General features: G+C 36.9%; 13 protein-coding genes. 9 read left to right on the top strand and 4 right to left on the bottom strand.

Annotated features, from left to right (window positions below; genetic code table 11):
- Positions 1 to 75: 75 nt before the first annotated feature.
- Both G440_RS20770 and G440_RS0113340 read left to right on the top strand, forming a co-directional pair.
- Positions 76 to 873 carry a helix-turn-helix domain-containing protein gene (locus G440_RS20770; protein ID WP_051285374.1) on the top strand — a complete coding sequence of 266 codons (798 nt, stop codon included), beginning with the start codon at positions 76 to 78 and terminating at the stop codon, positions 871 to 873.
- Positions 874 to 987: 114 nt separating this feature from the next.
- Positions 988 to 2,328 carry a TlpA family protein disulfide reductase gene (locus G440_RS0113340; RefSeq protein ID WP_026451764.1) on the top strand — a complete coding sequence of 447 codons (1,341 nt, stop codon included), beginning with the start codon at positions 988 to 990 and terminating at the stop codon, positions 2,326 to 2,328.
- 188 nt (positions 2,329 to 2,516) lie between these two features.
- Here the strand turns inward: G440_RS0113340 and G440_RS0113335 are convergent, their stop codons facing one another.
- The 3 genes from G440_RS0113335 to G440_RS0113330 all read right to left on the bottom strand — a co-directional run bounded on the left by G440_RS0113335 (position 2,517) and on the right by G440_RS0113330 (position 4,521).
- On the bottom strand, positions 2,517 to 2,879 hold the full coding sequence (locus tag G440_RS0113335) for a YraN family protein (RefSeq protein WP_026451763.1): 363 nt from the start codon (positions 2,877 to 2,879) through the stop codon (positions 2,517 to 2,519).
- A gap of 249 nt (positions 2,880 to 3,128) precedes the next feature.
- On the bottom strand, positions 3,129 to 3,416 hold the full coding sequence (locus G440_RS21245) for a hypothetical protein (protein WP_157417985.1): 288 nt from the start codon (positions 3,414 to 3,416) through the stop codon (positions 3,129 to 3,131).
- 163 nt (positions 3,417 to 3,579) lie between these two features.
- A complete protein-coding gene (locus G440_RS0113330; RefSeq protein WP_026451762.1) occupies positions 3,580 to 4,521 on the bottom strand; it encodes a S66 peptidase family protein in 942 nt (313 codons plus the stop codon).
- A gap of 62 nt (positions 4,522 to 4,583) precedes the next feature.
- Between G440_RS0113330 and metG the strand changes: the two genes are divergently transcribed.
- The 3 genes from metG (at position 4,584) to G440_RS0113315 (ending at position 16,546) form a co-directional block, all read left to right on the top strand.
- The gene (metG, locus tag G440_RS0113325; protein ID WP_026451761.1) at positions 4,584 to 6,716 is read left to right on the top strand and encodes a methionine--tRNA ligase; all 2,133 of its coding nucleotides are present in this window, start codon (positions 4,584 to 4,586) and stop codon (positions 6,714 to 6,716) included.
- Between the two features lie 273 nt (positions 6,717 to 6,989).
- Positions 6,990 to 12,401 (top strand): hypothetical protein, encoded by a 5,412-nt coding sequence (locus G440_RS0113320; RefSeq protein WP_026451760.1) that lies wholly within the window; start codon positions 6,990 to 6,992, stop codon positions 12,399 to 12,401.
- A 41-nt stretch (positions 12,402 to 12,442) separates the two neighbouring features.
- Complete coding sequence (locus G440_RS0113315; protein ID WP_026451759.1) at positions 12,443 to 16,546, top strand: hypothetical protein; 4,104 nt, start codon at positions 12,443 to 12,445, stop codon at positions 16,544 to 16,546.
- Position 16,547: 1 nt separating this feature from the next.
- On the opposite strand, the gene G440_RS20765 is transcribed toward G440_RS0113315, so the two are convergent.
- Positions 16,548 to 17,258: a response regulator transcription factor gene (locus G440_RS20765; protein WP_026451758.1), complete on the bottom strand. Its 711-nt coding sequence runs from the start codon at positions 17,256 to 17,258 to the stop codon at positions 16,548 to 16,550.
- Positions 17,259 to 17,560: 302 nt separating this feature from the next.
- Between G440_RS20765 and G440_RS0113305 the strand changes: the two genes are divergently transcribed.
- From G440_RS0113305 to G440_RS19995, 4 genes are all read left to right on the top strand, one after another.
- Entirely contained in the window at positions 17,561 to 19,690 is a 2,130-nt protein-coding gene (locus G440_RS0113305; RefSeq protein WP_034259584.1) for a Tex family protein, read from the top strand.
- Between the two features lie 107 nt (positions 19,691 to 19,797).
- A complete protein-coding gene (locus G440_RS0113300; RefSeq protein ID WP_026451756.1) occupies positions 19,798 to 20,700 on the top strand; it encodes a DMT family transporter in 903 nt (300 codons plus the stop codon).
- 337 nt (positions 20,701 to 21,037) lie between these two features.
- The gene (locus tag G440_RS0113290; RefSeq protein WP_026451755.1) at positions 21,038 to 21,979 is read left to right on the top strand and encodes a histone deacetylase family protein; all 942 of its coding nucleotides are present in this window, start codon (positions 21,038 to 21,040) and stop codon (positions 21,977 to 21,979) included.
- A gap of 34 nt (positions 21,980 to 22,013) precedes the next feature.
- A complete protein-coding gene (locus tag G440_RS19995) occupies positions 22,014 to 22,295 on the top strand; it encodes a hypothetical protein (protein ID WP_245574860.1) in 282 nt (93 codons plus the stop codon).
- Position 22,296: the final 1 nt, after the last annotated feature.

The raw sequence follows: 22,296 nt of genomic DNA, 5'->3' as shown, positions 1-22,296 counted from the left end.
TCGGGTTAAATTCCCTTCAAAATAGTGCACTATATTTACTGTCATCGTACTATTGCTTCATAAATTCTTAGACAAATGAAACAACCTGAACTTGGCCGAAAAATTTTAGAACTCCGAAAGCAAAAAGGCTTTACGCAGGAGGAACTTGTGGAGCAGTGCAATATAAATGTGCGAACCATTCAGCGTATAGAAGCTGGGGAAGTTACGCCACGAAGCTTTACCCTTAAAACTATTTTGAATGCACTAGGTGAAGATTTGGAAAATCTAAAAGAGGCCGAATCCTTAGCATTTGAAAACTTCGATATAAAAGAAATCAAATCTTTTACGTTCTATATAAAACTTGCTTGGATTTGTGGCTTGATTTATTTTCTTTCTGGCTTTGTAGAGTTCGCAGTTGATTATGCCAGATTTTATGAAGAGGAACTGATAATTTCAAATGGAGCTTATATCAGTATGAAGTTTATAGTTATGATCGCTTATATTTATTTTATATGGGGGTTTGTTTTAAGCGGAAAAATCTTTGACAACTATTTAATGAAAATTGGAGGTTTCTTTTTAATAGGAACAACTATTTTGTTTTATGGTTACGATATGGTTTCACTTTATGTTGAGCCATTTTATATGGAGTATGTTTTAGTAGTACAATCCATTTTCTGCGGAATTGGAAGTTTTATTTTTGGCTTCGCATTGCTTCGATTACTAAAACCAATGGGTAGTATTTCCCAAATTGCCGGCGGATTTGAAATAGCGAGCGGAGTGTTTTTTATAATTGTTTTTATGGCTTGGTTAGGGTATCTGTTTTTAATTCCTAGTATTTTTTTACAAATTATTTTGCTCTACAAAATTGGGGAGTTTGTAAAAAATAAAAGCTGAAATTTTTACGATTTAAGATTTTTGTGAAGAATTACTCTTTTTCTTGTTAAGTACTTGTGAATTCCAGATAGCTGTGCAAAAGATTGATAACTTTGCATTTTTAATTCACTAGCTATGTTTAACAAGGCATTTCTTCTTTTTCTTATAATCCCATTCTTCCTTTTTTGTCAGGATTCCAAGACTGAGAATGCCTTAATCGGAAAATTTTCGCCTGCCAAAGATTATGATTTTGGAATTCTATATCGTCTAACGCCTACTGGAAAAGTGTATGCAAAAGATTCCAAGGTAGGGGAGAATGGAGAATTTAAAATAAATTTGGATTCACTACCAAAAGGAAGTTATCGATTGGTGTATAATTTACCAGAGGAAGTAAACTATTTCGATTTAATATTTAACGGGAAAGATGAAGTTTCTTTTACGTTTTCTGAAGAATCGGGAGTGGTATTTAGCGATGCTCAGAATAAAATGTTGTCCGAATACTTGAATAAAATGACCTCAGTCGAAAATGAGCTTAATTCAGAATTGACTGCTGATAAACCAAATGCAAACGAGACTGAAAGACTTCTTAGAAGCCAATTAGGAATTCAAAATAAAGCTGAGAAAGAGTCGGAGAATTCCTTTGCTTCCTTATTCATTAAGGCCAACAAGCCTTACATACCGAATGATTTTAAAAATAGAAACATCTACTTCGGTGACAAAAAGAGCAATTTTTTCAAGAATTTCGATTTTGAGGATAGACAACTGCAAAGCTCCTCCTTTCCCATAAAAATTATTGAAAAATATTATTACGAATTTATCGAGGTACAAGGCGCTTCGTTTTATCGTTCTATAATAAATGATATTTCTTTTGAGCTCCGAAATTGCGATTCTGAATTTCAAAAAACATTATTAGCTGAGTTCTGGCAATCATTGGTCAATAGAAATAAAAATAATGCTGCCAATTATTTAGCCGAAAATTATTTATCTGACCTTGCTTCTTCTCTTGATGATACTGCACTTAGTGAAAAATTAAATTTATTTAAGAATCTTGCCATAGGAGCCAAAGCTCCAGATTTTTCTTGGAAAGATGAAAACGATAATAAAAATACATTTTATACTACAGACGTGGCCGACTATTATGTTCTGGTTTTTTGGAGTTCAGAATGTTCACATTGTATGGAGCAAATGCCGGTTTTGAATGAGAAAATGACAAACCTTAAAAGTGAGAAAATTAAAGTTATCGCCATTGGCCTGGAAATGGAAGATGAGCCTTGGAAAGAAACAATAACAAAGCTTCCGAGTTTTATTCATGTGTTTAAAACGGATGAAGATCGCGCAAATATTACCTTAAAATATAATATTACTGGAACTCCCACCTACTATGTTTTGGACAAGAATAAAAAGATTATCGGGAAGCCTCGGGGTCAGAAAAATCTGTTTGGCATAATTGATTCTTTGGAAGCATATAAAAAATAGTCCGTAAAGGTTATTTCTTGCAAGGCGTGGTGCTGAGATTGTCAAAGTATATTGCCGTAGGCTACATTGTAGGTCATTATATTGGGAATTGGTAATACCTACAAGGTTCTAAAAACCTCGCAGGAAAGAGAAATAAAGATAGAGATTCCCGTCATAGTTTATCCTGAGCAGTAGCCGAAAGATGGGAATTAAAAGTGATAGAATGCATTTTCAAAATGCTCTAGGCTTTCGGCTTTTTGATTTTTCAGAATAGCAATGATATCAAATCGAACTTCAACATCAAGATCATTTGAAACAATATATTCGTTCGCAGCTTTCACCAAATTTTTGATCTTACCAGGAGTTACAAAACTCTGTGGATTCCCAAAAAAATCACTGTTTCTAGTTTTTACTTCAACGATTACAACAGTTCCTTCCTCTTTTTGAGCTATGATATCTATTTCTGCTTTGTCGAAAAAGAAATTGCGACGTAAGATTTTATAACCGCTCGTCATTAGATATTGAGCGGCTATCTCTTCTCCTATTTTTCCGAGTTCGTTGTGTGAAGCCATAATTCTTAAAAATAATAAATATCACGGATTTAAGCTGAAAAGATCAGTTTGCTCTGTAAGATCCATAGCTTCAATTTCGAGTGATTTTTAATTCTTGAATATATTTCTAGAATCGAAATTCATCTGGAATCTCCTCAAGTTTCAAAGTAGTGTCACTGATATTTATAATTCTAAATTCCTTAATCGGTGGAAATGCACTATCCCGATAAGGCCGGCTATCTGCCAAATCAATTTTTAAAGTATTGCCCTCTACGTGGTATCCCCCAATAAATAATGATGGATTATACAGATTTCATCATACCGACGCAGTGAGATTTTATTGTCTGACGAAAAGTGCAATCGATCACTCTTTTTAGAACATACATTCCTATAGTTTTCAAGATGTTGGTTTGAACCGTTGATTATTGTACCAGTTTGTACAAAAGCCCAATTTCCCCAAAGACTTCTAGGAAGCGGCTGTTGAAGAGTAACACAACTGGAGGTTACAGTGTAAATTAGCACTACTAAAACTGCATTTTTTAATATTGAGCTTTTCATATATAGTGGATTATTCAAGTGAAAGTTACAAAATCATTGTATGAAAAAGGGAACTTTTTAGCAATCAACGGATATTATTAAATAAACAGCGCTTATGAATGAGTAAACCGCATTTTAAGTTTTTGAAGAAGACGCTAAATGAAAAAAACTATTTGTCAGTTTTTTAAAAAACAAGTCTAGTTTCATTTTCAGTCACTTCCAAAGTAATATTTCTCCCCATAATTAAGGCTCGATTGTCTTTACAATGTCCCGCAGGTACATTAAAACAAACTGGATAATTATATTCTGAAACTACTTCCACAATAATTTCTTGCGCGGTTTTTCCGAAGGGAATGGTGTTATCATTCATCATTGTCATTCCACCAACAATCAAACCCGCCAAGTTTTCGAGCATTCCATTTCGTTTCAGATTCATCATCATTCGGTCTATGTGATAGAGATATTCATCCAGATCTTCAATAAAAAGAATTTTCCCATCGGTATTTATTGCTGAATCACTTCCGCAGAGGGAATAAAGTACGGAAAGATTTCCACCAATAATTTCACCTTTGACCAAACCTGGTCGATTAAATTTATGCAAGGCATTGTGCTGAGCTTGTCGAAGTGTGTTCTTCTTGTCTATGTTTGTCTCAGATGAGATAGAATGTTCTTCCCCAAATAAAACCTTCCGAATGGACTCCCTCGTTTCTTCAGTTTTCTTTTCAACTTCCAGACACATTTGAGCGTGAAGGGTTTCAACTCCTAAATTATTTATGTGCGAATGCAATACCGTGACATCGCTATAACCAATAATCCATTTAGGATTTTTTTTAAATTTTAAAAAGTCTAATTTATCAATTATCCTAACAGTTCCATAGCCACCACGTGCACACCAAATTGCTTTTATATTTGGATCGATCATCATTTGCTGAAAATCTCTTTCTCGCAAATCATCACTTCCGGCAAATTGGTTTTCCTCGGCTCCAATCGACTTCCCCAAAACAGCTTTTAATCCCCAGTTTTCGAGCAATTGTAGCGCGGGTTGCAACTCTTCTTTTGAAACTTTCCTTGCAGTAGCAACTATGGCTACAGTATCGCCAATTTGAAGAGATGTAGGTGTTATCATGAATTGATTTTAGTCCGCAAATTACTACATTTATATGTACTTTTGTTGTCTCAAAAAAAATTATGAATCAAAATCCAAATAGGTACACAATTACCGCAGCTCTACCATACACAAACGGCCCTGTTCACATAGGCCATTTAGCGGGCGTTTACGTGCCAGCCGATATTTACGCGCGTTACCAAAGACTTCAAAATAAAGATGTTGCCTTTATTTGTGGGAGTGATGAACACGGAGTGCCAATTACAATTAAGGCAAAAAAAGAAGGGATTACCCCGCAAGAAGTGGTCAATAAATATCACGGAATTATCAAAAAAAGTTTTGAAGACTTCGGAATTTCCTTTGATAACTATTCGCGTACTTCTGCGGAGATTCATCATAAAACCGCTTCAGAGTTTTTTAAAAAATTATATGAAGATGGAAAATTCACTGAAGAGGTTACCGAACAATTATACGACGAAGAAGCCAATCAGTTTTTGGCAGACCGATATATCACGGGAACATGTCCAAAATGTGGATATGAAGAAGCTTATGGCGACCAATGCGAAAAATGCGGTTCTAGCTTAAACGCCACGGACCTAATCAACCCAAAAAGTGCCATTTCTGGAAATGTCCCTATTTTAAAGGAAACCAAACATTGGTTTTTACCTTTAAATGAATATGAAGATTTCTTAAAACAATGGATTCTCGTTGACCATAAAAAAGATTGGAAGACCAATGTTTATGGGCAATGCAAAAGCTGGATAGATGATGGCTTACGTCCGCGTGCTGTGACTCGCGACTTGGATTGGGGAATTCCTGTGCCAGTGAAAGGCGCCGAAGGAAAGGTTCTTTACGTCTGGTTTGATGCGCCTATCGGTTATATTTCTTCAACCAAAGAATGGGCGGCGCGTGAAGGAAAAAACTGGGAAGATTATTGGAAAGACGAAAAAACCAAAATGCTTCATTTTATAGGAAAAGACAACATTGTTTTTCACTGTATCATTTTCCCAGCGATGCTAAAAGCGGAAGGAAGTTATATTTTACCTGAAAACGTTCCTGCAAACGAATTTTTAAATCTTGAAGGAAATAAAATCTCTACCAGTAAAAACTGGGCAGTTTGGTTGCACGAATATTTGGAAGATTTTCCAAATCAACAAGATGTTTTGCGATACACTTTAACTGCAAACGCACCAGAAACCAAGGATAACGATTTTACTTGGGCCGATTTCCAAGCTCGAAATAATAATGAGTTAGTAGCTATCTTCGGAAATTTCATCAACCGCGTATTAGTTTTAACCGATAAATATTACGAAGGAGTTGTACCTGAACCATCAACTTTTTCCGAAGTTGACGAACATACTTTAAAGGAATTAAAAGCATATCCAGCCGTGATCGCAAGTTCTTTGGAGCGTTACCGTTTCCGTGAAGCGCAAGGAGAGTTGATGAACGTTGCTCGCCTCGGAAACAAATATCTCGCGGATGAAGAGCCTTGGAAAACCATTAAAACCGACGAAGAGCGCACAAAAACTGTTATGTATGTTGCGTTGCAAATAGCTTCAGCTTTGGCGGTCTTAAGTGAGCCGTTCCTGCCGTTTACTTCAGATAAATTGAAAAACATGCTGAACTTTCAAGGCTTAAAAATTCAACCTACTTGGAAAAGTGTAGCCGTACTTTCTCACCCTTCGGGGGAGATGCCTTTAGGCAGAGGGGGACACAAAATTGGAAAAGCTGAACTCCTTTTCAGCAAAATTGAAGACGAACAAATACAACAACAATTAGACAAACTGGAAAAGACTAAAATGGATAATACAGCAGATAACAAACAGGTTCCTTCTACAGAAGAAGCTTCGGAAGAGATTGCTTCGGCTGCAATAGCCTCTCAAAAAGAAACCATTCAATATGAAGATTTCGTAAAACTTGATATGCGTGTTGGAACCATCATTGAAGCTGAAAAAATGCCGAAAGCAGATAAACTTCTGGTTTTAAAAGTTGATACAGGAATTGATATTCGTACTATCGTTTCAGGTATTGCGCAGAGTTTTACTGCTGAGGAAATCATAGGTAAAAAAGTTACCGTACTTGTAAACCTAGCGCCTAGAAAACTGCGTGGTGTGGAAAGTCAAGGGATGATATTGATGACAGAAGATATTAATGGAAAATTGGTATTTATGAATCCTGATGCTAGTGACGTCGATAATGGAGCAACTATTAATTAAATTTTCACCATTAATAAATAATCCTCGTTTTTTAGAAATAAAGAACGAGGATTTTTTTTGCTTTCTTTGATAGACCCAGTTTCTTGATAGTTAGCTATATAAGCATTAAACTTCTTTCATATTGATCTTCTTATTTTCATTCATAAAATACCTGTAATTCTTCTTTCTAATTCCATTTTGAGAAATATTATGTTCTTTTAAAAATAGCTATAACTAGCTATTTCACAGTATTTTGCAATCGTTTAAATTTATGGGGTTCTTATATTCCTGATTATGAAACGAAAGCAAATAGAGAGTTTATTGGCGGGCATTACTTCGCATTTAAATGTAGAAACACCAGACGACGGCAAACGCTTAAGTGAGCTACAAAAATCCTTGGCTGAAGTTTTACTCACCCAAGAGATCCCCTTAAAAGAAATTGAATCCAACATACTGGCTTCAAAAAGTATTGTTTCTATAAACTTCGACAAAGGTCGGATAAAAGATATAGTATCTGAAGCAAAACCTGTAGACTCAGAAAATGAAATGCAGGTAGCATTACGCACCTCCGATTTTCAATCCAAGCTTTTTCAAGATGCAAGGCAAACTGGCTCTTTAAAGAATGTTATTCCTTTATTAACAGGAATAAAAAAGGCGAAAACAGAGGGGCCATTTTTAGGAGCAGGTGGGATTGATCTCTCTTTCGATTTCTTTCCAATATTAACCAAACTCAATTCATTATATATTGAAGGGCAAACATTGCCTGCATTATTGTTTAAAACGCGCACTTTTAGATTTCCTATTGAAATTCCATTCCCACCCATAATAATTCCGCAACAAAAGAAAACTTCTCATGAGACTAGAAAATTAGGATCAATTGAAAAAAGAAAAATCAATTTTCCCAAGAAAATTTCTGATTTAAAAATTGGAAATTCCCTTTTTTCGGATAAACTGATACTAAAAACACCTAAGGATCTTTCAGATTATTTCCCACAAACCACTCGTCTTTACCAATTAGCTGGGAATACGATTTGGGTGCGGGCAAATCTTTTGAGTCCTGCTGCGCCCCATGGACATTATTGCGGACTGCGAATTACAGCCGGAACGGTTTTTTTAAATTCTTTGCCAACCAATGAGAAAAATAATAAAATAACCGTCAGTAAAAATACCACTATTACCGTAAATATTAATTTGGCACAAAAGGATGCTCCAACAATTAACGACGAAATATTCGGTGTGGATGCAAAGGAGGCTTTTTATAAGTTGCCGGAAACTTTTAGTTTTACCCTCAAAGACACCCAAAAATCAATTTTGGGTATTTCCCAGATAGAATGTAGTGTATTTGGAGAGAAATATTCCTTAAGTTATGAGAATTCCCAGAGTACTGATTATAATGAATTAATATCAAGCATTACAATTCCCATAAAAAATGACCAAGTTGATTTTTCCGTCAAAGAATGCAAATCCGAACTTATTGATCTTTCAGGAAACGCAGTCATAAAAAATAATTATTGGACGTTGTTCAGCAATGCGATTGATATTACAAAACCTCTGGAAGCAGATGGAAATGGAGGTTTGCTATTTGAATGTGAAAATGGCCTCTTCTGTAATATCAAAAAAACCGAAGAAATTCTTTCCCTTTCCCAGCCGTCAGTTTTTTTATATCCAGGAAATATACTTTTAATTGATCAAAAAAGTAATGGAGAAGGTTTGCAACGAGAGATAAACCTATGGAAGGAAGAGGATAAAGTTTTTGGAACCTCGTTTCAAATCAAATACCGTAAAGAAAGTGTTTTGCTCTTTCTCAGCGATGGTAAAGGGGAAGAGAGTTTAGGCTTACTTGCGGATTTAAATTTTAAAGTAGATCGGCCAGTAAAAGTGAATGGAGAACCTGTAAAAATAAATACAAAAGAAAGTTTAGTGTTTTTTAATGGGAAGTCAAAAACCAGAAGCATTCTGATTTTGGATCTGAATATTTTACAGGATAATTATATTCCGCCCAGTCCAAATCAGCCATATCCTGATTCTGTAGTACCGCTTGCTTTTGCCCTTCAAAATGCACTTTTAACCGTAACTCCAGTTATGGCCATTTCATTAACCGGAAATTTTGATGAAGATTTTCAAAATGTTTATCAGGCTTCACTGAATACTTTATACGGAATATTCAATTACATACCCACACTTCCAGATCCATACGCTGCAAATATTGGGATCTTGATAAGGAACAATCCGAGGCAAAAAGAGAATATTTTTAGAATCCGGGATGTTGTTCTCAATTTATTGAATACTACTTCTTGGAAAGAAAATGACCCAATAACTACTGAGTTCAAATTTCAGGCATTACCTAACGCGAATAATATTCAAAACCAGACTTATAATGCCCAATCTAATGAAGGCAATGCAGATGCGGAAAAAACTGATTTCCAATCTATGTTTAAATCATCAACAGATGATTATACCGAACTAAGTAAAGCCAACTTTTTGTCTAAATCCTACAATAATCAAACGAATACAAAACCCAATGATACAATAAGGATAATTGAGGAAATAGAGCTAAATATTCTAAGTAAAGACCGCTTCACATTATTGGATGTTAGTAGCAACGCAAACCAAACTGGCGTGAGTTTTAAACAATACCAAAGAAGAAGAAGACAAAAAGATGACGGAGGCGATGCCACCTTGTGGGAATTTCCGCTTCAAATCAATAAAATGGACGTAATCGCCCAAGGAATAAACTCTCAGGTATTTATGTTGCCACAAATTTCGTGGGAACCTACCTTCAATTTATCAGAACAGGTTGTAACGGACGGCTCAACAAAAGCAAATGATCCGCCACAAGGCTTTAATTATTATCCAAATGATGGTCTGCCAACTTATGTGGGAAACTTAAGTGATGAACCTGTAGCTCTTTCTCCCATTCCTTTGTCCAGATTTCTGGTGGATATTTATAAATCGAAAAAGGATAAAATTACCTATGCGCTTTTTAATCTTCCTTTTGGAATGGTGGCGCTGAGTCTTCTCGACAATCAATCAGACCAAACCAAAAAACCAACCATCACCAATATTAGTCCGAAATTTAATGATTCGGTTAAAGGCGGAATCCAACTAGAGCTTACAGCCGGAAATTCTTTTGCCGCAGAAGGAGATTTATTTCAGGGAATAACCGTTCAACTTCCCAATGTTCTAGATATGGGCGGATTTGGTGATAAATTTAGCACCTTGGGCTCCAGTGTTCACGAAATATTCAGCCGGGAATTTAGTGAAGCTCCCAATAATCCAAACGACAGGACAAGACCAGCCGTACCTTTGGAAAAAATAGGATTGAGTGGTTATGGTGCCAATACTTTTAGTGATTGGAGAAATAAAAATGCCGCCTTCGCCGCTACTAGCCAAACTACATTTAATGTCACCACCGGTCGCACCATGCAAGAAGTGGTTCAGGTAAAAAGTGTTATCTACCCCTGGGGAATTTTTGTAGTACGTACCATTACAATCCTAAGATTGAGCAATGGTTATATTATGCGATTGGACAGTGGATGGCAAGCTGTAAATAATGGTAAATTCTACTTCGGAATAAACAATCAACCAAATCCCTATGAAATACATGCGGGCTTGGTCCGTGGACTATACAACGTCAAAAATATCCGCGAAAATAGTTTGACCTTTAAGGATGAAATGGAGGTGAAAGATGGAGATACTATTTTCGATCCTGAGACCAACAAGGAAATAATTTATCACGGCGCTAGCTATACTGAAGATGTTCTTTTGCGAGGATTGACCTTTGATGCGGATATTGATATTGAAAGTGTTATTGAAGGACAAAATCCCACCACAAATCGAGTTCCTTCCAAAGGCGTTTTGGGTTTTGTGCAATTAGCGCCAAGAGGAATGGCAATTTCCAAAGAGAACTTATTTAATCTACTCGCTTCACAAAATGACTCCATAGGTGCCCCGGTTAACTGTAGCCTTAAAATTGCAGATACGGAGCAACATATGAAGATCAATAGGGTTGATGTGAATAATTCCAAGGATATGAGCAACCAACCCATTTTTGTTGCTGCTGCCAGGGGATCGGTCGTTTTGCCCAAGGAAGGAAGTTGGACCATGGTTACTCATAAAGCCAGTGATGGAACAGTAACGCCCTTGGATACAAATATATCTGTGCCATTGATCCGTAAAGGAAAATGGGATTTGGGTAAGCTGGAAAATATTGTCGATCTACAAAACCTTCAGCGAATCGCCCATCCTATAGAATTGGTGCGCGAAGCAGGTGCTGAAACTATCAATTTTGGATTTTTACAAAATTTGGATACCCAAAAATTGTTGTTTTTAACGCCTTCGTTTAAAATAGGAATAGATTCTTTATTAAGTAAAACCCCGCCCTTAATGGCAGATGGATATCGTTTGCTCAATTCAAAAGGGATTTTTCCGAATGTGGGAGATGCCATTGACAATTTAGGAGATGCTGTAAAACTATTAAAAGTAGCAGGTGGTGCAAATGATATTTTTTCCAAGGTTGCAGGAGTAACCGATGGCGCAAAAGATGTTTATAAACTACTTGAAATAGCTTCAAAAGTGGATGGAGGGAAATTAGTGGATCAAGGTTACGAAATCCTAAAATCTGGAATAGACGGTCAAATAAACAAAGCTTTGAATTTTGACTTTCCCGCTGGAGATTACAAATTGATCAACAACGAGAACTTTAAGATCATTATAAAATACAAAGCTGACAATGAAAGTAAATTGGATTACAATCTAGATTCCTTTGCGGATGATTTTGAAGATCAATGGCGTGGAAGATTGAACAATGTGTCTATCGTGGTCAGCTTAGGACCTTTTACTGATTTAATGACTGTAATGGGAAATTCCAATAATGAAAAAGGTAAGGAATCAAATTTTGGAGGGAAAATATCAGCAGGTGCGGACACATTGCCAACTCCAAAAATAGTTTTTAGTGATGCAGTTGAACCAGTAATTCAGATACTAGAAATTCTACAAGATGTTTCCGGAGGAGATTATGCCGATGCCTTTAACAAAGGCCTCAAAGTGGCTATGAGCAACAGTGCAAATATTTGGGAATATAAATATGAAGCTACCAAGGAAATTGGCCTCATCCGTTTTCCACCCGCACCTGCTTATGAAGCGCCACAAACTCCTTTAAAATTAGAAGCAAGCCTGAGCATTGGCTTTAGTTTTAACGCTGCGCTAAAGGTTACCAGTGATCCTAAAGATCTTTTGCCATCGGCAGGAGCGTTCTTCAAATTTCATGGTGGACTTCAAGTAATGTGTGTGAGTGTTGCCGCTGCCACAATATATGCCATCGGAAATGTGGATTTGAAAATTGCTGCGGACACTACTCCAATGTTGGGGGTAGATATGAAATTTGGTTTCGGTGCCCAGCTATCTGTGGGTTTACCGGTAATCGGAACGGTGAGTATCCAGTTTATGATAAGTGTTGAAATCCACGCAGATACTGGTAATAATGTATCGGTGGCCGCCATGATGATGTTCCGTGGACATGCCGAAATTCTTGGTGGTATAGTGGGTGTTACTATTACCATTGAAGCAAAAGGTGCCATAGAAAAAAGCGGAGACGGTCCAACCAACTGTCGCGCTAGCGTAACTTTTGGTTTGGATATTAGTATCGCTTTTATCATCAATATAAGTTTTAGTAAAAGTTGGGAAGAAACAAAACAAATCGCGTAAACAATACAGTAAAATAGTCAGGATTTTCAATTATAAAGATTATGGAAGAATTAGATGATATTCGTTTTACCTTAATGGTATTTCCGCAAAAGGTTGATGTCGATGGACATCTCCATCTCAATATATTGTTCGTTCCCCGCAATTTCAGCCCTCTGGAACCTGTGGATACAGTATTTGGCGAAGCTGGAGAAGCGCAGGCTTTTGCAGATGCCCAACCTGTTTTTAAAGCTATGATTGTAAATAATCCCAATGAATTTCCTGGGATTTTAGAAAATGAAGGAAATGGAATTCCAATAGACGTAATATATTCAGAAATTTCCAGAACTATTTATGAAACTCTTAAAAACACCACGGATGAAGAGGGTAAGCCGAAATATTTTGATATCGATGAAACCTATAGTACAAATCCGGATCAACGCATGCCCAAAGCAATGGATGCATCAAAATCCATCAAAAAATATTTGCCACTTTCCTACCAAAACGCCTTTAATTTTACAGGACCTCGTACCCCGAACGCCGTGACCGATGACAGTTATGCCTGTGCCATGCGACATAGGGAAAAGCCAAAAACAGTAGTTGAAAATAACAAAGTAAGTTGGGGAAAAGTGTATGCCCATTTACTTCGCCAGCCACAATTGGCAGAAAAAGCTGGACTTTTATATAGAAATATTAAAATTCCCTTAGCAGAAACTGACTTCAAAAATGGTGGTTGGTTATATGTGGATGTGGCTGATGATAGTGTTTATTTTCCTGAACAACAAAATTCCCTAGAACCCGGAAAGGATATTTTTATTAAACGTTATGCCGCTCGGATTCCTCAATTAAAAAGAAAAAATGACAAATTCTTGGAGAGAAGTCTTTTTGCGGCTGTTTTATTCCCAGTAATAAAACCCGACGAGACTCCTAAAGGAATATATGATGAACTTTATATAGAAAGTTCCACCTACAATGATGGTTTTGCTAAAATAGTCCACGCCAACCAGCCAGTGAGTAGTAATTTACTCGCAGATACGCAGGATGGAATGCCTCCACAACAGGAATTGGGTATACGTTTAGGGTGGGACGATGAACAAATATTAATTTGGTATCTAAGACAACTTGCCAAGGACCCCAATGTTGACGCTGGAAATAACCGGCTAGATGCGCCCTTGGGAGTAATGGGTTATCATATTGACGTGCAAGAAATAAAAGTTGATGTAGATGAAGAAGAGAATTGGGAAAGCCTTACCGCAGTAAAAAGCAATGGAACTATGCTATTGGACACTTCAAGTGATGTTCCCATCAATCTTGGTTCCTATGAAGGTGAATTGCCATTTCAAGTATATCCCGTTAAAGTGTATGGTGAAGAAGAAGAGAACTATTGGTTGCCCATTTACTTTGCCAATTGGAACGACCATTCTATGGTCCTTCCAGATAAAATAGCTTCGGAACTCTATTTAAACCAGCACGCTATTCAAAAAGAAGATATTAAAGATCCAGACAGTCCCGTAAAAGATCGAAAGGTGACAATTTCAGATACGTATAAACCGCTCACCCAAATAAATCACTTGCGCTATGGAAAATCCTATAAATTCCGTGTTCGTCTGAGTGATAATACGGGCGGCGGACCGACGGTGGATCAAGCTCCAAGTCAAAATGGAGTAAGTGATAAAGCGGAAATGCATTTTAAACGATACGTGGCTCCCTATGCTTTGCGCATTGTAAATGATGATGCAATAGATCCCTTTAACGATGAACTGAGCTTTAATGGAAACAACTTAAAATTAAAAAGACCACTAATCGGATATCCGGCGGTAGTGTATACAGGAAAATATGATGATCCCGTTGCTTTACTGCATGAATCAATAGAAGCTCAATTAGCCGAGGTGGATTCATCAGGAGAGGCCAATGTAATAGTTGGTATCGCCGATCCTGATGTCGTGAGTGTAGAAGTAAAAGTTGAAGTAGAAACGCTCAAAATGGACAATCTTAGGAGTGACACAGGAAGAGACAATTTTATTAAGCTTTACACCACGCGCCGAAAATTCAAAAAAGACTATGATCAAGAATTAACTCTTGAATTCAATTATCAAGATCTTCCCGTAATAGATTTTGATTTGCCATTTGAAACCTATGCCAGCGATATTCAAGATTCCAGCGGAAAAATTGTAATACCCACGAGCAGAAACATTCGCCTTAGCTTAAGACCGGTATGCGATGGAGATGACAGTTATTGGGGAAATACTGATGTTGCCGCGGTTGATAGTAGATATGGCAAACCCACTATTCTTAAAATGCGCAGGAATAGCGAAAGTGAAAAAAACATCTTAACCGATTTAAATGCCGCTAAGGTGATTCAGGCATTATATTTACAACCGGATCCCATCATTCCAAAGCAAGGGGAAATTTCAATAAAAAATATTCTTCCTGAGGATGGCGGCTTGCCAAATATTCTTCAACGTCTCGCCCAACAAATTGATGTTGCCTGTAATAACGATCCAAAAAATCTGACTCTTTCTGCAGAGAAAGGAGAAAGGATCCAATTTTGGTGTAGCAATTTAATACGTCATACTTTAAGTCCAGATAAGAGTAGCATTACCTTCGCCAATAAAAATGAATTGATCCATAAATGGTATGTGGCAACTTCAGTAAAAATCAATAGAGATTGGAGTTGGGACGGATTGGAAACATTGGCTTTTACTATCGAAAGGAAAAAGAGCATGAAAAACAACCCTACAGAGACTACTGATCGCGAAACCATGCTAGAAAGTATTCCATACCAACAAATTGGAGATGTTGATATGCGAAGAATTGCCTCATTCCAGGCAATCCAGGAAGGGGAGGACGAGAAAGTTCATCGCGAGTATACGCGATTGATATTTATAGACGCCGTAGATACGCTTCCCGCCACCGGAGAAGGTCCCGATACCATTGCCGTGAAGTATAGAATAAAACCACTTTTAAAAACAGGTATTACTTTAAAAGATGATGCATTCGAAACCAATAATCTATTGGTGCCAACTACAATTAAACCAAGTCAAATTCCAAAAGTAATAGGATCGGGAATTGCTCTTTCTCCTTATATTAAAGATGATAAATACTCAAAAACCGAACCTCGAAAAAGATTTCTATGGCTTGAATTTGATCAATTGCCCGATGATAATCGTGATGCCCTTTTCGCTAGGCAAGTGGCATATTCCCCTGACCAATTGATTAGCAACAACCATCCCGAATTGTACAAAGTAGAAGAAGATGTGCCACTTGTTCTGGATCCAGAATATACTCGTGTTATCACCCCAGATTCTGGTCATGACCATTCCGGTTTAAAAGCGATGAAAAGAATGCAAAAATCCAGTGAAGCTGACCGCCATTTCTATATTTTGCCATTACCCGAAGGATTACATCACGAAAGTCCCGAACTTTTTGGATTCCATACCTATGAATTTAGATTTGGACATACCGAACAGCTATGGAGTACCGCCCAAGGCAGATTTGGGCGTTCCTTTAGATTGACAGGTCTTCAACATCCATCACCTACTTTATTATGTGCTATCAGCAGAATCGGAAATATTATCACTGTTAGTGCGCCATACGCTTTGGCCGTTAGCAATGGAAAAAACGTAACTGCGAGTCCACCGCGTACTTCTATTTGGTGTTTGCTATATGCACAAGTTGCTCAGGCAGATGGTAAAGCCATTAGAAATATTTTGATTCACGAAGGAATATTACAACCTTTAAAAACCGATGTCGATCCCACAACTGGGATTTTTATAGACAAACTTAATGGAAGAACGCAACAGGGTGCAATCACCTTTACCAACAATGAAATAATCCATAAACTAGAGGCATATGGCCTACCTGAAAATTCGCCATTAAGTATTATCTGTGTAGAAGTCTTTGGATACATTCGCAATATCAGGGAACATATTACTTCCATATGGTATGACAATCATATCGTAAAAGAAGTCGCGCAGGGCATAATAATGGATGTCGATAAAAAAGGAAGCGATTATATGGGAGAACAACAAATTGAGAGGGCTTTGAAAAGAAGCGGTGAAGTACCTAAGGATACCGGTATACCTCTTAGCAGAGATCTAGGGAAATACAGGATTTTACGAACTTCTCCACTTACTGAAGTTCCAGCAACCTGCTGTGTGGATTGTTAAATTAAATATTATTGGAAGGAAAAATTGAATTGATTTTTAAAAAAGCACTTAGATTTTTCTTTCCAATTTTCTGAATTATGTTTTTACGATGATTGTTGACGGTGTGAATGGAAATGCATAATAGTTTGGAAATTTGTAAACTGCTATGGCCTTGTGCAATTAGCTCAAAGATTTCTTTTTCCCGATCACTCAAATGATTTAAATCTTGATTATGTTCTTGAAGAAATAAATTTTCTGCAACCAAATTATCAAGTTTTTGCCCCATATAACTGCATTTATTTACCAAAAAGGAGATGTTCAACAAATATCTTTCTGTTTTTTGGGTGATAACATAAATTTGCGAGGTTGTAAAAAACCAAACATATTCACTGGATTCATTAGGGCGTATGCGTTGGAAGAAAGAAGTTGACTTATCTGTTGTGATGGTCCGTAGCTGCCATTTTATCTGCTCTCGCTCCTCGGAAGGAAAAAATTTGGAATAGTATTTTTTACCCATTTCCAAAAGTTCAGATTTGCTTCGTTCCAAAAAGTTACATCCGTATTCATTTATATATATGTTTGCCCAGGTTTTAAAATCCTGAACGGTAACAATTGCAGGAATATTCTCTGCCAAAGCAAAAATAGAATCCAGTTTATAAGATATAACTATTTCTGGATCTATGACTTCAAAAGACAGATTTACGAAACGTTTCGGGCGAATGGAGGTGGCCATAGTCTTAGAATATAGTTGGTTTATATTTTAATAATATAATTGGGGATATTATTGAAATAAGATCTAAAATTGTACCTTTTAAAATAAAACTTTTTATGTCTAAAAAGGGATATTATAAAAGTATGAAAGAATCGATAAACGTGTAAATTAATAAGGTTAAAATACTTATCTATTTCTTAATGATACAATACGTGCGAAATCCAATAAAAAAACGTGTTAATTTTTATAGGAACCCTGACAAACCGATATAAATCTATTAATTTTTCACCGCATTTATCTAAAATCTTTGACTTTTGAAAAGTATAGAAACCTACATTGTCTCCCAGACACAACTTCCAACTAAAAGTGTGCATAATACTATAAAACTATTAAACGAAGATTGTACCATTCCCTTCATTTCCCGTTACCGAAAAGAGCTGACAGGAAATCTCGATGAGGTTCAAATTGGCGATATCGTAAAGTTTAAAGAGCAGTTTGAGGCGTTTGAAAAGCGTAAGTCCGCTATTCTAAAATCCTTGGAAGAACAAGAAGTTCTAACTTCAGAACTTCAAAATAAAATTGAGGAAACGACAGATTTAATCGCTTTGGAAGATCTGTATTTACCCTACAAAAAGAAACGAAAAACCAAAGCCGACACGGCGCGCGAAAATGGTTTGGAACCTTTGGCGAAAATAATAATGAGCCAATCCCGAAATCTTGGAAGTTCTGATATTGCTACACTTGCAATGAAGTATGCAAAGAGAGAAGTAAATTCTGAAGAAGAAGCTTTGGAAGGCGCTCGCCACATTATTGCAGAATGGATCAATGAACGTACGGACATTCGGAATATGCTTCGAAACCAGTTGGAGCGTTTCGCTACAATTTCGTCTAAAGTTGTAAAGAAGTATATTGATGATGAGAAAGCCCAGAAATTCCGTGATTATTTTGACTGGAATGAATCTTTAACTAGAATTCCATCACATCGGTTATTGGCTATTCTCAGAGCTACTTCCGAAGGATTTATTCGAAATAAAATAGAGATTGACGACGAGAAAGCACTATTTAAAATCGAAGATAGGATCATAAAGTCAAACGATGCGGCTTCAAAACAAATAAAACTTGCAATTGAAGATAGCTACAAACGCCTTTTACTTCCAGCACTTTCAAATGAAGCTCTTTCCGCAGCAAAAGAAAAAGCTGATGAAACTGCAATAAACGTTTTCGCCAAAAATCTAAAACAATTGTTGCTCGGTTCGCCTTTAGGTGAAAAGCGAGTTTTGGCAATTGATCCTGGCTTTAGATCCGGATGTAAAGTGGTTTGTCTTGATGCCCAAGGCAGTTTGCAACACAATGAAACCATCTATCCGCACGCTCCAAAAAACGATACAAAAGGTGCGATGAAAAAGATAAGTTCGCTAGCTGATGCACATAAAATCGAGGCAATTGCGATAGGGAATGGAACAGCTTCAAGAGAAACGGAGCAATTTATCAAACGAATTCACTTTAAAAATCCAATACAGGTTTTTGTAGTGAGCGAGGCTGGTGCTTCTATTTATTCTGCTTCAAAAATTGCACGGGATGAATTCCCTAATTATGATGTTACGGTGCGAGGTTCGGTTTCCATCGGGCGCCGTTTGCAGGATCCGTTGGCCGAATTGGTGAAAATTGATGCTAAATCCATTGGTGTGGGTCAATATCAACACGATGTGGATCAGGCTAAATTGAAGAGTTCTTTGGATACTTCAGTGGAGTTATGTGTGAATGCCGTAGGTGTAAATATCAATACAGCAAGTGTTCCGTTATTGAGTTATGTTTCTGGAATAGGGCAAAAACTTGCTGAAAATGTGGTTAATTATCGTGAGGAGAACGGCGCTTTTACCTCACGAAAGGAAATAATGAGCGTACCGCGTTTAGGTGCAAAGGCTTTTGAACAAGCAGCTGGATTTCTTCGCATTAGAGAAGGAAAGAATCCGTTGGACGATTCATCTGTACACCCAGAGAGTTATTCAGTTGTTTCAAAAATAGCGAAAGACAAAGGGGTGAAAGTTTCAGAGTTACTTGGAAACAAAACACTTCTTCAGAAAATAGAGCTAGAAAAATACGTCACCGAAAAAGTAGGAATGCCCACTTTAAAAGATATTATTAAAGAATTAGAAAAACCGGGATTAGACATTCGCGAAGAGGCAAAAGTTTTTACTTTTAATCAAGACATAAAAAACATCACCGATTTGCAGGAAGGTCAATTACTTCCTGGAATTGTAAACAACATCACCAATTTCGGCTGTTTTGTAGATATTGGGATCAAAGAAAGTGGCTTGATTCACGTTTCCAATCTTGCCGATTCATTTGTTTCAGACGTAAGTGAGCACGTACATTTGCATCAACAAATCATCGTAAAAGTCCTCGATGTGGATGTGGACAGAAAACGAATTCAGCTAAAACTTCATAAGTAAGTTTTTCTGTGTTAATGTTTTGTTTATTCCCCTTATAAGCAGGTTGCTATCCATATTTATGAATTATTTTTGCCGGCTTTATTATTAATCTCTACAATTTTACGATTATGACAAAGCCCAGAATAGCCCTTGTCATTGGAATTATTTGTATTTCTATTTTTCCAATTTTGGTAAAACTTAAGTTGTCACCTCCAATAATTTCAGCATTTTATAGAATGGCAATTGCGGCTGCTGTGTTGGTTCCATTTGCTTTACTAACAGGAAAATTGAAGGTTCCTTCAATAAAATTATTAATACTCACCATGGTCTGTGGGTCAATATTCGCACTAGATGTGGCTGTTTGGAATATTGCCATTCAAGAATCTTCGGCTACACAAGCCACCCTTCTATCCAATCTTTCCCCAGTATGGGTAGGGATTGGATCGTTTTTCTTTTTAAGGAATAAGCCTACGAGAAATTTTTGGATTGGAACAATTATTGCAATTTTCGGGATGATAACGCTAGTTGGTTATCACTTTTTTGTAAACTTAGATTTCGATCTAGCCTTTATTTTTGCCGTTCTTTCTGGTATTTTTTATGCCGTATATATGTTGGTGAGTAAATATGTGCTTTACGATGTGGAAGTGGTTCCTTTTATCACTTTAAGCACGTTTACGTCGGCGGTTTTTCTTGGAATACTAAGCTACTTTCTGAAGGAACCTTTTACAAGTTTTAGCGAAATGGGGTGGCTTTCTTTACTTATTCAGGGTTTGGTTTGCCAATTAGCAGCCTGGTTACTTTTGGGCTATGCTACCAAGCATATGCGTGCAACTAGAGTTTCGGTGAGTTTATTGGGGCAAGCGGTTTTAACCACCATCTTTGCTTGGGTGTTTATTAATGAGGAGGTCACTTTTCAAATGATTGTGGGCGGAATAATTCTCTTATTCGGAATACGGGTCACCTTCTATACTAAGACAATTCCAATCATTGGAAAAGAGATTAAAAACCCAGAAATAGTTTTAAAAGGTTAATTCAATTTCGTTGAAATCATTTTGATTAAACATGGTTTCGTAGGTTTCTAAATCGACCTTATCTGCAAGCTTTAAGGTGAAAAGATATTGCTTTTATTCGGAATAGAGAAAGATGATTTTTCTGTTTTTTGCGAGTGCATTTATTTAACTTCAACTTTAAAAGACCGAAAGGATTGTCCAATGTAATTTGCTATAATTAAAAGCCGTCAAATGAAACGAATAATTCTGTTTTTTCAAAAGTATTCAAGGTTAAAACTTTAAAAAATGAATCCAAAATTTGGACTTGCTTTCTTTTTAAAATAGGATATTTGTTAGGTTTCGACAAAAATTTCTTCTTATGCTGAAAATCGCGTATCATCCTATTTATAAACATCCTTTACCGGAAGGACACCGTTTCCCAATGGAAAAGTATGAACTTTTGCAACAGCAATTATTATATGAAGGGACTTGTTATACCGAAAATTTTTTTGAACCTGATATACTTTCCGAAGAACATATTTTGGAGGTTCACACCAAAGAATATCTTGATAGTTTAATAAACCTAAGCGTCGATACACGTGCAGCGCGAAAAATAGGTTTTCCGCTTTCGGAAATGCTTATTCAAAGAGGGCGAATTATCTCAAAAGGAACGTTAGATTGCTGTGAATTTGCTTTAAAATATGGAGTATCAATGAACATTGCAGGCGGAACCCATCATGCATATACCGATCACGGGGAAGGTTTCTGTATGTTGAACGACCAAGCCATTGCGGCACGCTATTTATTGAAGTATTATGGAGAAAGTGGAGAGATTGCTTCGCAGGCTAGCAATTTTGTTATCAAGAAAATTCTGATTGTAGATTTAGATGTGCATCAGGGAAACGGGACGGCAGAAATTTTCCAAAATGATGATGCTGTTTTTACATTTTCTATGCACGGAGCTGGGAACTATCCTTTTAAAAAGGAAAAGAGTGATTTAGATATGGCAGTTCCTGATGGAAGTGGCGATGAAGTATATCTTCAGAAATTAAAAGAAACTTTACCAAAGCTTATTGATGAACAGAATCCAGATTTCATTTTTTATTTAAGCGGTGTAGATATTTTAGAAACAGATAAATTAGGAAGACTGAATTGTTCTGTGGAAGGTTGCAAAGAACGCGATCGCTATGTATTGCAATTGTGTAAAGATTTAGAAATCCCTGTTCAGGTTAGCATGGGCGGTGGCTATTCACCAGATATAAAAATTATTATAGAGGCGCACGCGAATACGTTTCGATTAGCGAAAGAAATTTATTTCTAAGACTTAAACTCCGCTCAGTGAACGAAAATTCTTATTGAATAATGTAATGGGAAATAAAAAAGAACCCTCCTACGCTAGCCAACTACGCCGAAGTGGCTACGAAGGCCGTAAGGCTACGGAGGACAAGGAGAAGAAATCCTCCTACGCCAAGGCTTCGGAGGACAAAGGGAAAGGCCTTAAGGTTGAATGTTGCGAAAAGTACCTGAAAAAAGGAGAACACAAACGCTGCAAGCGCTGTCCTTGTTTTGATATGAGTGATACGGGACGGTTAAATCGGTTTAAGAATCTTGAAATAAAAATCGATTCTCAAGTTTAAA

It is taken from the genome of Aequorivita capsosiphonis DSM 23843 (assembly GCF_000429125.1).
GTDB lineage: Bacteria > Bacteroidota > Bacteroidia > Flavobacteriales > Flavobacteriaceae > Aequorivita > Aequorivita capsosiphonis.
The sequence above is the reverse complement of the archived record's forward strand: the minus strand, read 5'-3'. Positions and strand labels throughout refer to the sequence as shown.